The sequence below is a fragment of the Leucobacter sp. OLIS6 genome, from assembly GCF_002752355.1.
Lineage (GTDB): Bacteria > Actinomycetota > Actinomycetes > Actinomycetales > Microbacteriaceae > Leucobacter.
Genome location: NZ_MRAV01000001.1, coordinates 195,943 through 210,448 on the forward strand (window position 1 = coordinate 195,943; position 14,506 = coordinate 210,448).

Below are 14,506 nucleotides of genomic sequence, written 5' to 3' on the forward strand. Positions count from 1 at the left end.
TGGGTTTCCTTCGGTTCGTAAGATTCGGGTTATCGGCCGGTCTTCGGCGAGAAGTACTTCGCGACGAGACGGGCGATGAGATTGAGCGCCATCACGATCAGGATGAGCACGAGGGCCGCGGCCCAGGCTCGATCGAGGAAGGCTTCGACCGGGTTGCCCTGGTTCGCGTACTGCGTGTACACGTACACGGGGAGCGACTGCATGCGGTCGGCGAACAGGTTGTAGTTCATCGAGGCGGTGAAGCCCGCGGTGATCAGCAGCGGCGCGGTCTCGCCGATGACTCGGGCGATGGCGAGCACGACGCCCGTGGTGATGCCGGCGATCGAGGTGGGGAGCACGACCTTCACGATGGTGAGCCACTTCGGCACGCCGAGCGCGTAGGAGGCCTCGCGCAGTTCGTGCGGCACGAGCTTCAGCATCTCCTCGCTCGAGCGGACGACCACGGGGATCATCAGCACCGAGAGCGCGACGGCGCCGACGATGCCCATGCGCACGCCGGGGCCGAGGAACAGCGCGAAGAGCGCGTAGGCGAAGAGGCCGGCGACGATCGACGGGATGCCGGTCATAACGTCGACCAGGAAGGTGATCGTCTTCGCGATGCGGCCGCGGCCGTACTCGACGAGGTAGATCGAGGTCATGAGGCCGAGGGGGACCGAGATGATCGTCGCGGCGAGCGTGATCAGCAGCGTGCCGATCATGGCGTGCAGGGCCCCGCCGCCCTCGCCGACGACGTTGCGCATCGACGAGGTGAAGAACGTCGCATCCATGCGGGCGATGCCGTTCCCGATGACCGTGATCGCGACCGAGACGAGCGGCACCATGGCGAGCAGGAACGCGCCGGTGACGAGGCCGGTGATCAGGCGATCGGTGGCCTGGCGCCGGCCCTCGACCGCGGCGGTGATGCCCGTCGACGCGACCAGGTAGAGGATCGCGCCGACCAGCACGGCGCCGACGACGCTGAAGTCGCCTCCCGCGGCCGCGGCGAGCAGCGCGAAGAGGGCGAACGAGATGACGAGGCTGGCCCCGAGGATGATCCAGGGGGTGCTGCGCGGGAGCCGGTTGCCCGAGAGCGCGGAGCCGGCGGAGACGGGGCGGATGGTGACGGCGGCCATCAGTTGGCTCCAGAGAACTCGGCCCGGCGGCTCACGATCCAGCGGGCGATCGCGTTGACCAGGAAGGTGACGATGAAGAGGATGAGGCCCGTGGCGATGAGGATGTTGATGTTCTCGCCGTACGCCTCGGGGAACGACAGCGCGATGTTCGCGGCGATCGTCGAGGGGTTCTCGGAGGTGAGGAGCTTGAGGCTCACGATGCCGGTGGCCGAGAGCACCATGGCGACGGCCATGGTCTCGCCGAGCGCGCGGCCGAGGCCGAGCATGGCGGCCGAGACGATGCCGGGGCGGCCGAAGGGCAGCACGGCCATCTTGATCATCTCCCAGCGGGTGGCGCCGAGCGCGAGCGCGGCCTCCTCGTGGAGCACGGGGGCCTGCAGGAAGATCTCGCGGCAGATGGCGGTCATGATCGGCAGCACCATGACCGCGAGCACGATGGCCGCGGTGAGGATGGTGCGGCCGGTGCCGCTGACGGTGCCGCCGAAGAGGGGGATCCAGCCGAGGTTGCTGTTGAGCCAGACGAAGACCGGCTGCACCGCGGGGGCGAGCACGCCGATGCCCCACAGGCCGAAGACGACGCTCGGCACGGCGGCGAGCAGATCGACGACGTATCCGAGCACCTGTGCGAGCTTGCGGGGTGCGTAGTGCGAGATGAAGAGGGCGATGCCGATGGAGAGCGGCAGCGCGATGACGAGGGCGAGGACGGCCGCCCACACGGTTCCGAAGATGAGCGGGCCGACGTAGGCCCAGAAGTTCGAGGTGAGGAGCGAGGCCGATTCCTTCGTCGCGACGAACGCGGGGAGGCTCCTCGTGATCAGGAAGATCGCCACCGCGGCCAGGGTGACGAGGATCATGCTGCCCGCGAAGATCGCGGAGCGGGAGAAGATGCGATCGCCGAGGCTCAAGACCGGCTTGGCTGCCGCGGTGGGTGCGGTCACGGGGACGGGGCTCCTTCGAATACTGGTGAGAACGGCGCGAAGGGCGGCCGGGATCGTGTCCCGGCCGCCCTCTGCACGTTACTTGATCGCGTCGACCGCGGTCTTGACCTTGGCGGCGAGCGCCGAGGGGAGCGGGGCGCTGCCGGACGCCTCGGCGGCGGCCTTCTGGCCCTCTTCGCCGGTGACGTATCCGAAGTACGACTTCACGAGCTCGGCGTTCTTGGCGTCCGCGTACTGCTCGCAGCCGATGAGGTAGCTGATGAGCACGATCGGGTACACGCCCTCCTTGTCGGAGGTGCGGTCGATCTTGACGGCGAGGTCGTTCGCGGTGCGACCGGTCTCGAGCTCCGAGTGCTCGGCGATGGCCGAAGCCGCCTCGGGGCTGTACTTGACGTACTTGTCGCCCACCTTGATCTCGACGGTGCCGAGCTTGCCGGCCTTCGACGCGTCGGCGTAGCCGATGGTGCCGACGCCCTTGGTCACGGCCTGCACGACGCCCGAGGTGCCCGATGCGCCCTCGCCGCCGAGCTCCTTCGGCCACTCCTCCACCGAACCGGCGGCCCAGTCGGCGCCGCCCGCGGCTGCGAGGTAGTCGGTGAAGTTGCCCGTGGTGCCCGACTTGTCGGAGCGGTGCACGGCGGTGATGTTGGTGTCGGGGAGCTTCGCGTCGGGGTTCTGCGAGGCGATGGCCTGATCGTTCCACTTGGTGATCTTGCCCGAGAAGATCTTCGCGACGGTCGGCGCGTCGAGCTTGAGTGAATCGACGCCCTCGACGTTGAAGATGATCGCGATGGGCGAGATGTAGGCGGGGACCTCGACGATGCCGGTGTCCGGGGCGCAGCCCTTGAACGGGCCGGCCTTGATCTCTTCGGCCTTGAACGCGCGGTCGGAACCTGCGAAGGCGCTGGCGCCCTGCTGGAAGGTCTCGCGACCGGCACCCGAGCCCGAGGGCTCGTAGTTGATGGTGACCTTGTCGTTGGCCTGCTGGAACGCAGCGATCCAGGCCTGCTGCGCCGAATCCTGCGAGGACGCGCCGGCGCCGTTGAGCTCACCGGAGAGGTTCGACTTCGAGGCGCTCTCGGAGGGGGTGGTCCCGCCCGACTCGTTGGCAGCGCAGGAGGTCAGCGCGATCGCGGCGATGCCGCCGATCGCTGCGATCTTGATCGCGGGAGAGATCTTCACAGTCAGATCCTGTCCATTTCTTCTGATGAACCGGCGCCGGGGCGCCGCGGGCTGGATGCCTCGGTTCCCAAGGTAGGCAGCGCATGTGACGAGCGATCTTCCGTCGGGTGAACAGCAGGTGAACGCCCGTCGAGAGGCGCGTGATCCCGCGCGGTTTCCGGTGGCGCGGCGACCTGGACAACTTGCGGTGCGTGCGTCCGTGGCGGCTGGGAAACACGGGCGGATCCTCGCCGGGGAGCGGGGCCGCGGCTAGACTCGTGCCGTGATCATCCGGTTCGGCAGTGCCCTCGGGCGTACGGAGGTCCCCGTCGGCATCGCCGTCGGGGGCAGGTGAGGACCTCGCCCCCGCCGCCGCGCTCCGCGCGTGCGGCGAACTCGTCGAGCCAGAAAATCACTCGCCCCGCACGTGCGGGCGACGCTGCCGATGCGCAGGTCGCCGCGATCGTGCCGGGCACGACCGAAAGCAGTCGATCATGCTTCCCCTGAACGAATCCATCATCCGCTCGTCCTTCGTCAACGCCTCCCGCAGGGAGGCGAAGGACGCCGTGCTGCCCGACTTCCTCGACGCCGTGGCCTGGGACGCGCTCGACTTCCTCGGGTGGCGCGACCCGAAGTTCGCGAAGCGGGCCTATGTCGTGCTGCCGTCGCTCGACGGCGACCCGGTCGGGGTCGTGCTGCGCCAGGCCGATGCCGCGCCGCGGTCGCGCGCCATGTGCAGCTGGTGCCGCGACGTGCGCCTGCCGAACGACGTCGTCTTCTGGAGCGCCCGCCGGGTCGGCGATGCCGGTCGTCGCGGCGCGACGGTGGGCACCCTGATCTGCCGCGACTTCGAGTGCTCGCACAACGTGCGCAACGATCCGCCGCCCGCCTACGAGGGCTACGACGTCGCAGCGGCGCGCGCGCAGCGCATCGACGAGCTGCGCCTCAAGGTCGCGGGTTTCGCCGACATGCTGGTGACCGGGCGCTGAGTACGGAGTCGCCGAGCCCCCGGAGTCAAGCGAGCAGTCGCAGGGCTCCGGGGGCGACCGAGATTTCGAAGGGGCCGACGCCGACCGGTTCCCCGTCGGCGTAGGCGACCTCGGATCCGGCCTCGATCCCGACCCGTCCGGTCCGCTCCATGCGCACCTCCGGCAGGCGGGCGTGCCGTCCGCGGGCCAGCACCCCGAGCACGCTCAGGAGCCGGACCGTGCTGCACGCGTCGACCATGAGGAGGTCGAGCGCGCCGTCGTCGGGTTCCGCCTGCGGCGTGAGCGGGATCCCTCCGCCGATCGCCCGGATGTTCATCACGGTCGCGAGGAGTCCCGTGAATGCGCGTCGGCGCGCCGGATCCGCACCGGTGCCGGCACCGGAACCCGTGCCGGAGCCGACTGCGCCGGCGCCCGGACCGGAGCCGACTGCGTCGGTGTCTCGGGTCCATCGCACGGCGAAGGCGCGAGGCGCGATGGTGAGTACCTCGACGATGAGCGCGAGGTGGTAGCGGAACGGGCCGAGGGGCAGCCTGATCGCGTTCGCGCGGCGGTTCACCGCCGCGTCGAACCCGACGGACAGGCCTCCGGCGAACCAGTGCTCGCGCTCCTGTCCGGGCCGCTCGGGGTCGGGCAGGTGCACCACGCCGAGGTCGACCGATCGCGGCGCCGATTCCGCGGCGAGGATCCGCTCGACCGCGGCGACGGGGTCGTGCGGGAGCCCGAACTGCCGGGCGAAGTCGTTGCCGCTGCCTGCAGGTACGATCCCCAGCGGTAGTCGGCGCGCCTCGGGGACCTGGAGGACGAGGCCGAGGATCCCGTCGCCGCCGACGAGCACGAGGCCGCGCAGTCCGGTCCCGGTCGCGGCGCGCAACTGCTCCCGGCAGTGGGCGGCGTCCCGCCCCGAGATCGGCACGACCCGCACGCCTCGTTCGGCGAGCGCGCGCGCCGTGCGCACCGCGGCGCGCTTGCCCCGGCCGAACGCCGAGAACGGGTTCACGACGAGCCCGAAGGGGAGGCCGTCATCGAGGCCGTCGGTGTTCATCGCCCCAGAATATTCGATGAAACCCCTGTGGTGCGGCCGCTCAGTGCCTGACGGGATACACCTCGACGCCGAGGATCCCGGCGCCGGGGTGGGTGCGCGAGAAGTGGAAGACCGAGAAGCCGCCCGGGGGCAGCGCCGCGGCCTCTTGCAGGTAGTCGCCGGGCAGGCTGCCGGTGGCCAGCGCGAGTTCGCGCGCGACATCGGGCAGCACGGGCCGGTGGGTGCAGATGATCGTGTTCCTGCCCTTGCGCACGACCTTGCCGACGATGCTGCGCAGCTCGTCGGTGCTGCCGGCGTCCCAAGCCTCCTGGCTGAGGCCCTCGTGCACGCGGACCGTCTTGCGAAGATGGTGCGCGAGCGGGGCGACCGTGCGCATGCAGCGCTCGGCGTTCGACGAGAGGATCCGCTTGGGGCCGAACGAGTCGAGCATGGCGATCAGGTTCTCGGCCTGATCCTCGCCGGCGTCGGCGAGCGGCCGGGTGCGGTCCTCGGGGAACATCGCGCTCCGGGGCTCGGCTTTCGCGTGCCGCAGCAGGATCACCGAGAAGGTCTCGGTGGCGTCGCGATCCGCGAAGCGCTGGAACACGTCGAGGATCTCGCGGTCGGCGGGGTAGCTCAACCGCTTGCGCGCTTTGCTCAGCGGCACCCACTCGAGTGCTGCGACCTCTTTGTTGGGACGGAAGGTCGACGACTGCACCGCCTGCTCGGTCACCTCCGCGGCCCAGTACTGCACGGTCTTCTCGCCGTTGCCGGGCATCCGGTAGTGGATCGTGCCCAGGTTCGCGCCGAGACGTACGGTGAGACCCGTCTCCTCGTGCGTCTCGCGCACCGCGGCCTGCGGCATGCTCTCACCGGGATCCAGCTTGCCCTTGGGGAACGATACGTCGCGCTGCTTGGTGCGGTGGATGAGCAGCACCATGAGCTGCTCGCGGCCGTCGGAGCGCACGACACGGCGCCAGCACACCGTGCCCGCAGCGAGGATCGGGCTCGGCGCCGCAGCGCTCATCGGGCTCCCCGGCTCCGCGCCTCGGCGCGATCCACCATCACGAGATCCTGCAGATCGGGCAGTGGCTCGCCCTCCTCGCTGACCACGCGGCGGGACCAGCTCCCGTCGGGCAGCATGCGCCACGACGAGACCTCGTCGCTGAACGCGAACGAGAAGAAGCGGTCGATGCGTGCGAGGTGCTCGCGGTCGATCAGGCGGACGAGCACCTCGATGCGGCGATCGAGGTTGCGGTGCATGAGGTCGGCGCTGCCGATGTAGACCTCGCGGTCGCCCGCGTTCTCGAAGGCGTAGATGCGCGAGTGCTCGAGGTAGCGTCCGAGCACCGAGCGCACCCGGATGTTCTCCGACAGGCCGGGCACGCCGGCCCGGATCGAGCAGATGCCGCGCACCCAGATCTCGATGGGGACTCCGGCGCGGCTCGCGCGGTAGAGCGCGTCGATGATCGCCTCGTCGACCATCGAGTTGGCCTTGAGCTTGATCCCGCTCGGGCGCCCGGCGCGCGCGTGCTCGGCCTCGCGCTCGATGCGGTCGAGCAGGCCCTGCCGGAGCTGCAGGGGCGCCACCAGCAGCCGGTCGTACTGCGTCTCGATCGCGTAGCCCGAAAGCACGTTGAAGAGGCGGGTCACGTCGCGGCCGACCTCGTCGGAGGACGTGAACAGGCCGAAGTCCTCGTAGATGCGGCTGGTCTTCGGGTTGTAGTTGCCGGTGCCGATGTGGCAGTAGTGCCGCAGCCGGCCCTGCTCCTCGCGGATCACGTGCACGAGCTTGCAGTGGGTCTTGAGACCGACGAGGCCGTAGACCACGTGCACGCCCGCCTGCTCGAGCTTGCGGGCCCACGTGATGTTGGCCTCCTCGTCGAAGCGGGCCTTGATCTCGACGAGCGCGAGCACCTGCTTGCCGGCCTCGGCCGCCTTGATGAGCGAGGCGACGATCGGGCTGTCGCCCGAGGTGCGGTAGAGCGTCTGCTTGATGGCGAGCACGTCGGGGTCGGTCGCGGCCTGCTCGACGAACGCCTGCACGCTGGTCGAGAACGACTCGTAGGGGTGGTGCACGAGCACCTCGCGGCGCGCGATCGCGCGGAACACGTCGGGCTTCTCGCTCGGCGTGTTCGGACGGAACTGCGGGTGGGTCACCGGGATGTGCGGCGTGAACTTGAGATCGGGGCGCTCGATGCGGGTCACCGCGAAGAGACCGCCGAGGTCGAGCGGCGCGGGCAGCGTGTAGACCTGCTCCTCGTCGATGTCGAACTCGCGCACCAGCAGATCGAGCGTGGCCTCGTCCATGTCGTCCGAGATCTCGAGGCGGATCGGCGGGCCGAAGCGGCGACGCAGCAGCTCCTTCTCGAGCGCCTGGATCAGGTTCTCGGTCTCGTCCTCCTCGATCTCCACGTCCTCGTTGCGGGTCACGCGGAACACGTGGTGATCGATCACCTCCATGCCGGGGAAGAGGCCGTCGAGCTGGTTCGCGATGAGCTCCTCGAGCGAGATGAAGCGCACGTCCTCGGCCGACTCCCGGCGATCGACGCGCACGTACCGGGGGATCATCTGCGGCACCTTGAGGCGCGCGAACTCGACCTTGTCGGTGCGCGGATTGCGCACCCGGATCGACAGGTTGAGCGCGCGGCCCGAGATGTAGGGGAACGGGTGCGCCGGGTCGACCGCGAGCGGCATGAGGACGGGGTAGATGTGCTGCTCGTAGTACTCGGTCAGGATCGCGTGGTCGGCGTCGTCGAGCGTGTCCCAGTCGACGATCTTGACCCCGGCCTCCGCGAGCCCGGGCTGCACCTGCTCGGCGAAGCAGCGCGCGTGGCGCAGCTGCAGCTCGTAGGCGACGCGGTTGATCTCGGCGAGCACCTCGGTCGGTGCGCGGCCGACGTTGGTGGGGACCGCGAGGCCCGTGACGATGCGGCGCTTGAGGCCCGCGACGCGCACCATGAAGAACTCGTCGAGGTTCGACGCGAAGATCGCGAGGAAGTTCGCCCGCTCGAGCAGCGGCACGGTCGGATCCTCGGCGAGTTCGAGCACGCGCTGGTTGAAGGCGAGCCAGCTGAGCTCGCGATCGAGATACCGGTCGGCCGGCAGGTCGTCGGTCTCGGCGTGCTGGATCGCGTCCGTCTGGTGGCGGGTGTCGTCGCTCATGATCCCCATTCTGTCACTCGGGGTCGGCCCGGCACCCGCCGTTCACGAGGAGTTCTCCGCGGTGTCGCCCGGCGTCGCGCGGCGCAGCCACTGCCGGCTCTCGCGCTCGAGCGCGAAGCCGGCCCGCTCGTACAGGCGGATCGCGCGCTCGTTGGTGCCGTCGACGTAGAGCGAGACCCGGCCGGGCCGGTGCGCCGACATGCGCGCGAGTGTCGCGTCGAGCAGCGCGCGGCCGAGTCCTCGGCCGCCGTACGCCGGGTCGACGCCGAGCACGTACAGCTCGCACTCGACCTCGTCGTCGCCGCGCACGGTCTTGACCCACGCGAAGCCGGCGAGGGGTGCGCCCGGACGCGACGCGTCGGCGGCGAGCAGCACGTCGTCGGCCGCGAACCAGGGCTCGCGCGCGAGCGTCGCGAAGTCGTCCGCCGTCATCGCGCCCTGCTCGGGGTGATCGGCGAAGGCGCGGGCGTTGACACGGACCCGCTCGGCGAGCTGCGTCGCGTTGGCGGGGTCGGCCGCCGGGCTCGCGAACCCCGCGGCGAGGATCGGTGCGGCGGGGTCGGGGGAGCCCTGGGGAAGACGCTCGGGATCGAGCGTCATCAGGTGGAGCGAGCGGACCGGCGCGAACCCGGCCGCGCCCAGCAGCGCCTCCGCCGCGGGGTTCGTTCCGTGCACCCAGGCGCGCAGCTCGCCGCTCGCCTCGGGCAGCTCCAGCAGCTCGGCGAGCGCCGCGGTCGCGACGCCGCGCCCGCGCGCGTCGGGGCGCACCACGAGATCGAGCTCGCCGGCGCCCACGATGCCGACCGCGTCCGGTGACGCCCCGGGATCCGCGCCGAACGCGAGCACGCGCCGGTTCCCCTGCGCGGCTCCGGCGACGGCCTGGTCCGAGACGGGGGCGGCGCCGTCGGCGCGCTCGGCCGCGTCGAGCAGTGCGCGTACCGCGGTCCAGCCGTCCGCGGATCCGGGATCGATCTCGGTGCTCATTCGCCGTCCTCCGTGTCCTGCGATTCGCGCGCGAAGCCGTAGCCCACGCCGCGCACCGTGCCGATGAGCGAGTCGTGCTCGCCGAGCTTCGCGCGCAGTCGGCGCACGTGCACGTCGACCGTGCGCGTGCCGCCGAAGTAGTCGGTGCCCCAGACGTCGCTGAGCAGCTGCTCGCGCGTGAACACGCGCCCGGGGTGTGCGGCGAGGAAGTGCAGCAGCTCGAACTCCTTGTAGGTGAGGTCGAGCGGCCGGTCGTGCAGGCGCGCGGTGAACGTCTCCTCGTCGATGCGGAGACCGGTCGCGCCCGTCTCGGCGGTTCCCGCCCCCCGCCGCTGCGCCCGCTCGCAGGCGAGGCGCAGGCGCAGGTCGATCTCGGCCGGGGAAGCGGTCGGCAGCAGCACGTCGTCGACGCCCCACTCGGTCGTGACCGCGGCGAGCGTGGACTCCGCGATGACGAGCAGCACCGGGGTGGCGGTGCTCGAGGCGAGGGCCTGGCCGGCGCTGCGCGCGAGCCGCGGATGCTGGGTGCCGTCGATGAGCACGGCGTCGGACCGCGCCGCGAGGCTCGGACTCGGCTCGATCGACAGCGGTGCTGCGCGCAGCTCGTGGGCCAGCAGCTCCACGCCCGGGAGCGCGTCGGCCGGGTCCTGGTCGGCGAGGCAGAGCAGCTGCATCGGTGCGCTCCCCTCTGCCGCGGCGATCGAGACCCCTCCATCCTAGGCGGAGCGCTGTGCCACAATGGCCGGGTGAGCGACACCGACGAAGTGCATTCCTGGCAACTGCCGAGGCTGATCATCGCCTGGGCCGTCGCCGCCGTGATCGGCGTGCTCGTGACCGTGCTTGAGCACGACGCCGAGCAGCGCTTCGCCTGGCTCGCGCTCGCCATCGGGGCGAGCACGCTCGTCACCTTCGCCCTGCAGCTCGGCACGGCCCAGCGCGAGGGGTTCATCACGCGCACGGCGTTCAGCGTCGCGGGCTCGGTCGTGGTCATCGCCGTGATCGACCTCATCGGCCTGCTCGTCGGCTGAAGGGCGCCTCCGCGCTGGTAGCATGGGGCCATGCTCGCTCTCGAACTCTTCTTCCTCGGACTGCTCGGCCTGGCTTCGCTCTCCATCGCGTGGGTGGCCGGCACCGTCGTCTACAAGCTGTTCAAGGGTCAGCGCTAGGCCGCGTGCCCAGCAGCTTCCTGCGACTTCCCGGCGCCGTCGAGGCGTCGGAATCCGGCGTCGCCGCGCACTACGGCGCTCCGCTCATCGAGCAGCGGGCGCTCGAAGCCGGTGACGCGATCGTCGATCTCGGCCATCACGAGGTCCTCACCGTCTCGGGCCCCGATCGTCTGAGCTGGGTGCACTCGTTCACCAGCCAGAGCCTCATCGGCCTGCGCCCGGGTGACTCCGCCGAGACCCTGCTGCTCGATCCCAACGGGCGCATCGAGCAGCCCATCCGCGTCGTCGACGACGGGGAGCGTCTCTGGCTGCTCGTCGATCCCGGTCGCGGTGCCGATCTGCTGGCCTTCCTGCTCCGCATGCGCTTCGCGCTGCGCGTCGAGATCGAGGATCGCAGCGCCGACTTCGCGACCGTGCTCGTCATGGGCGACGGACCCGCGGCGTCCGCGGTCGAGTCGCTCGGCATCGCCGCGGCGGTGTGGCGCGATCCGTGGGGCCAGCTCGCGCACGGCGGTGCCCAGTACGCGGGTCGGCACCCCGGCGAGGGCTGGAACGCGATCCGCTTCGTCGTGCCGCGCACCGAGCTCGAACGCGTCGCCGCGCTCGTCGACGGCACCGCGATCCGCGCGGCCGGGCTCTCAGCGCTCGACGCGCTCGAGATCCAAGCGGCGCGCCCGTCCGCGGCTGAGCTCGACGAGCGGGCGATCCCGCACGAGTTCGACTGGCTGCGATCCGCCGTGCACCTGAACAAGGGCTGCTACCGCGGGCAGGAGACGGTGGCGAAGGTGCACAACCTCGGCCACCCGCCGCGGCGCCTCGTGCTGCTGCACCTCGACGGTTCCTCAGGCGAGCTGCCCGAGGGCGGCGCGCTCGTCTTCCGCGCGGGCGAAGCCGCCGGGGCCGAGGCGCGACCGGTCGGCCGGGTGACCCGGGCCGGCCTGCACCACGAGTGGGGCGGGATCGCGCTCGCGCTGCTCAAGCGTTCGGTGCCCGAGGACGCGGCGCTCGAGGTCCGGATCGGCGAGGGGCCGGATTCGGTCGCGGCCGCGCAGGAGACGATCGTGCCCGCGGACGCCGGTGCGACGCGCGGCGTCCCCCGTCTGCCGCGCATCTGAATCCGGTCGCGCGCTCGCCTAGACTTGGGGCATGACGAACACGCTGATCCTGCTTCGCCACGGCCAGAGCGAATGGAACCAGAAGAACCTGTTCACCGGCTGGGTCGATGTGCGACTCACCGATCAGGGCCGCGGCGAGGCCGCGCGCGCCGGTGAACTGCTCGCCGAGGCGGGGCTGCTGCCCGACGTGCTGCACACCTCCGTGCTCAGCCGCGCGATCCAGACCGCGAACCTCGCGCTCGAGAGCGCCGACCGCATGTGGATCCCGGTCCGTCGATCCTGGCGCCTCAACGAGCGCCATTACGGCGCGCTGCAGGGCCTCGACAAGGCCGAGACGCTGCAGAAGTACGGCGAGGAGCAGTTCATGGAGTGGCGTCGTTCCTTCGATACCCCGCCGCCCGTGCTCGACGACGCGAGCGAGTGGTCGCAGGCGAACGATCCCCGCTACGACGGCATCGACGGAGAGAAGCCGCGCACCGAGTGCCTGAAGGACGTCATCGAGCGGATGGTCCCGTACTGGGAGAACGCGATCGTGCCCGACCTGAACGCGGGCAACACGGTGCTCGTCACGGCGCACGGCAACTCGCTGCGCGCGCTCGTCAAGCACCTCGAGGGCATCTCCGACGACGACATCGCGGGTCTCAACATCCCGACGGGCATGCCGCTCGTCTACGAGATCGACGACGCGGGCCGCCCGACCGGCCCCGGCCGCTACCTCGACCCCGAGGCCGCCGCCGCCGGCGCCGCCGCGGTCGCCAGCCAGGGCCGCTGACCGCGCACATCGACCGGGTCGTGGTCGCGCCCTCCGGATGAGGAGGCGCGACCCCGGCCCGGTCTGCTGCGTTCCGGGCCGGTTCGCCCGCGTCAGTCGCGCTCGATGAGGGCGGTTGCGATCGCCGCGATCCCCTCGCCGCGACCGGTGAATCCGAGGCCGTCGCTCGTCGTGGCGCCGAGGCTCACGGGGGCGCCGACGAGTGCGCTCATGCGCGCCTCGGCCTCGGCCCGCCGCGGCGCGAACTTGGGCCGGTTGCCGACGATCTGCACGGAGACGTTGACGGGGCGCCAGCCCGCGGCGCCCAGGCGGTCGAGCGCGAGGCGCACGAAGCCGGTGCTGTCGGCGTTCTCGGTGCCGGGCAGATCCACGCCGACGAGGCCGCCGATGTCACCGAGGCCGGCGGCCGAGAGCAGCGCGTCGACGATGGCGTGGCACACGACGTCGCCGTCGCTGTGCCCCGACAGCCCCGCCTCGCCCGGCCAGTCGAGTCCCGCGAGGCGCAAGGCCGCCTCCGGATCGTACGCGTGCACGTCGACGCCCGTGCCGACGCGGATCATCGCGCGTCCGCGGAGCCGCCGCCGAACCGCTCGAAGAGCGCTTCGAGGATCGCCCGGTCCTCGGGGGTCGTGAGTTTGTGCGCCCGCTGCTCGCCGGCGACCGTGCGCACGGTCCCGCCGGCGCGCTGCACGACCTCGGCGTCGTCCGTCGGCGGCGCCTCATGCCGCGCCGGATCGCCGTCCTGCAGCTGCGCGGTCGCGTGCGCGGCGGCGAGCAGTTCGCGCGGGAAGCCCTGCGGCGTCTGCACCGCGACGAGGGCCGAACGGTCGACGGTCTCGCGCACGACGCCGTCGCCGCCCACCCGCTTCAGGGTGTCGGCGACGGGCAGCGCGGGCACCACCGCGGTCCCGGTGCGCAGCACCTCGGCGGCGACGCGATCGAACAGCTCCGGGCTCGCGAACGGCCGGGCCGCATCGTGCACGAGCACCGTCGTCACCGAGTCGGGCAGCGCATCGATCCCGAACCGGACCGATTCGTGGCGCTCCCGTCCGCCGGGGACCACCGCGGTCGACCAGGCGCAGCCGTCGGGGAGCGCGGCATCGAGCAGTTCGAGCGCCTCGGCGGCGCGCTCAGCCGGCACGACCACCGCGATATGCCCGGCGTGGGGGAGCGCGGTCACCGCGCGGAGCGCGTGCTCGAGCAGGGTGCGTCCGCCGATCTCGACGAAGGCCTTGGGGACACCCGCGCCGAGCCGGGTACCGCTACCGGCGCCGACGAGCACCACGCCGAGACTGCCGATGGGGTGCGGGGTGCTGCCGGTCCCGGGGTGCTCGTTCGCGAGCGGTGAGCGTTCCATAGGGTCAGAGTACCGCGCGGGGACCCGCCGGGCCCGGGTCCACCCCCGGAAACGCAGAACGCCCCGCTCGGGGCGGGGCGTTCTGCGTGCGACGGGGCGGGCCTAGGAGGCCAGCACCTCGTCGAGCATCTCGGATGCCTTGTCTTCGTCGGTCTTCTCGGCGAGCGCGAGCTCGGAGACGAGGATCTGCCGGGCCTTGGCCAGCATGCGCTTCTCGCCGGCGGACAGCGAGCGGACCTCCTGGTCGCGGCGCCACAGGTCGCGCACGACCTCGGACACCTTGATGACGTCGCCCGAGGCGAGCTTCTCGAGGTTCGCCTTGTAGCGGCGGGACCAGTTGGTGGGCTCCTCGGTGAACGGGGCGCGCAGGACCTCGAAGACCTGCTCGAGGCCCTCCTGGTCGATGACGTCGCGGACGCCGACCAGATCGCAGTTCTCTGCCGGCACCTCGATGGTCAGGTCGCCCTGGTTCACCTGGAGCTTGAGGAAGAGCTTCTCTTCGCCGCCCAGTTTGCGCGTCTTGACCTCGATGATCTTGGCCGCGCCGTGATGGGGATAGACGACAGTCTCTCCGACCTCAAATTGCATGGAGTGGCTCCTTCGTGTTCCAACCTCTAGAATACCACACCGACATACCGCTAGTAAGGGCAGCCTAAGCTGCACCGAGTTGCGCGCTGCCGGTAGGATGATTCCAAACTGCTCGCGGAGCGGGCAGGGACTCGACCA

15 protein-coding genes are annotated in these 14,506 nt (G+C 71.0%); 4 read left to right on the forward strand and 11 right to left on the reverse strand.

All coding sequences use genetic code 11. The features are described 5' to 3' along the window. Positions 1-29: 29 nt before the first annotated feature. The 3 genes from pstA to pstS form a co-directional block, all read right to left on the reverse strand. Positions 30-1,112: a phosphate ABC transporter permease PstA gene (gene pstA, locus BMH31_RS00890; RefSeq protein WP_099723481.1), complete on the reverse strand. Its 1,083-nt coding sequence runs from the start codon at positions 1,110-1,112 to the stop codon at positions 30-32. After that, entirely contained in the window at positions 1,112-2,050 is a 939-nt protein-coding gene (pstC, locus tag BMH31_RS00895) for a phosphate ABC transporter permease subunit PstC (protein WP_046454022.1), read from the reverse strand. The genes pstA and pstC overlap by 1 nt, the downstream gene beginning before the upstream one ends. 78 nt (positions 2,051-2,128) lie before the next feature. Beyond that, the gene (pstS, locus tag BMH31_RS00900; RefSeq protein ID WP_099723482.1) at positions 2,129-3,232 is read right to left on the reverse strand and encodes a phosphate ABC transporter substrate-binding protein PstS; all 1,104 of its coding nucleotides are present in this window, start codon (positions 3,230-3,232) and stop codon (positions 2,129-2,131) included. A gap of 473 nt (positions 3,233-3,705) precedes the next feature. Between pstS and BMH31_RS00905 the strand changes: the two genes are divergently transcribed. Further along, positions 3,706-4,200, forward strand: a complete 495-nt coding sequence (locus BMH31_RS00905; protein WP_099723483.1) for an FBP domain-containing protein — start codon at positions 3,706-3,708, stop codon at positions 4,198-4,200. 25 nt (positions 4,201-4,225) lie between these two features. Here the strand turns inward: BMH31_RS00905 and BMH31_RS00910 are convergent, their stop codons facing one another. Genes BMH31_RS00910 through BMH31_RS00930 form a run of 5 tightly spaced genes read right to left on the reverse strand, consistent with a single transcriptional unit; the run spans position 4,226 to position 10,044 of the window. Beyond that, a complete protein-coding gene (locus BMH31_RS00910; RefSeq protein WP_099723484.1) occupies positions 4,226-5,242 on the reverse strand; it encodes a diacylglycerol kinase family protein in 1,017 nt (338 codons plus the stop codon). Between the two features lie 40 nt (positions 5,243-5,282). Next, positions 5,283-6,248 carry an NUDIX domain-containing protein gene (locus BMH31_RS00915; protein ID WP_099723485.1) on the reverse strand — a complete coding sequence of 322 codons (966 nt, stop codon included), beginning with the start codon at positions 6,246-6,248 and terminating at the stop codon, positions 5,283-5,285. Further along, a complete protein-coding gene (locus tag BMH31_RS00920) occupies positions 6,245-8,386 on the reverse strand; it encodes an RNA degradosome polyphosphate kinase (RefSeq protein WP_099723486.1) in 2,142 nt (713 codons plus the stop codon). Before BMH31_RS00920 ends, BMH31_RS00915 begins: the two co-directional genes overlap by 4 nt. 42 nt (positions 8,387-8,428) lie before the next feature. Next, on the reverse strand, positions 8,429-9,370 hold the full coding sequence (mshD, locus tag BMH31_RS00925) for a mycothiol synthase (protein WP_099723487.1): 942 nt from the start codon (positions 9,368-9,370) through the stop codon (positions 8,429-8,431). After that, positions 9,367-10,044, reverse strand: a complete 678-nt coding sequence (locus tag BMH31_RS00930) for a response regulator transcription factor (RefSeq protein WP_099723488.1) — start codon at positions 10,042-10,044, stop codon at positions 9,367-9,369. The genes mshD and BMH31_RS00930 overlap by 4 nt, the downstream gene beginning before the upstream one ends. Before the next feature lie 72 nt (positions 10,045-10,116). Here BMH31_RS00930 and BMH31_RS00935 point away from each other — a divergent pair, with 72 nt between their 5' ends. The 3 genes from BMH31_RS00935 (at position 10,117) to BMH31_RS00945 (ending at position 12,423) form a co-directional block, all read left to right on the forward strand. Beyond that, positions 10,117-10,398, forward strand: a complete 282-nt coding sequence (locus BMH31_RS00935) for a hypothetical protein (protein WP_241898070.1) — start codon at positions 10,117-10,119, stop codon at positions 10,396-10,398. 143 nt (positions 10,399-10,541) lie between these two features. Continuing rightward, entirely contained in the window at positions 10,542-11,651 is a 1,110-nt protein-coding gene (locus tag BMH31_RS00940; RefSeq protein WP_099723489.1) for a glycine cleavage T C-terminal barrel domain-containing protein, read from the forward strand. A 31-nt stretch (positions 11,652-11,682) separates the two neighbouring features. Beyond that, a complete protein-coding gene (locus BMH31_RS00945) occupies positions 11,683-12,423 on the forward strand; it encodes a phosphoglyceromutase (RefSeq protein WP_099723490.1) in 741 nt (246 codons plus the stop codon). Positions 12,424-12,515: 92 nt separating this feature from the next. Here BMH31_RS00945 and ispF read toward each other — a convergent pair whose 3' ends face one another. From ispF to BMH31_RS00960, 3 genes are all read right to left on the reverse strand, one after another. Beyond that, the gene (gene ispF, locus BMH31_RS00950) at positions 12,516-12,983 is read right to left on the reverse strand and encodes a 2-C-methyl-D-erythritol 2,4-cyclodiphosphate synthase (RefSeq protein WP_099723491.1); all 468 of its coding nucleotides are present in this window, start codon (positions 12,981-12,983) and stop codon (positions 12,516-12,518) included. Continuing rightward, on the reverse strand, positions 12,980-13,780 hold the full coding sequence (gene ispD, locus BMH31_RS00955; protein WP_099723492.1) for a 2-C-methyl-D-erythritol 4-phosphate cytidylyltransferase: 801 nt from the start codon (positions 13,778-13,780) through the stop codon (positions 12,980-12,982). Before ispD ends, ispF begins: the two co-directional genes overlap by 4 nt. A gap of 102 nt (positions 13,781-13,882) precedes the next feature. Then, positions 13,883-14,368 (reverse strand): CarD family transcriptional regulator, encoded by a 486-nt coding sequence (locus BMH31_RS00960; RefSeq protein WP_046454009.1) that lies wholly within the window; start codon positions 14,366-14,368, stop codon positions 13,883-13,885. Positions 14,369-14,506 lie beyond the last annotated feature (138 nt).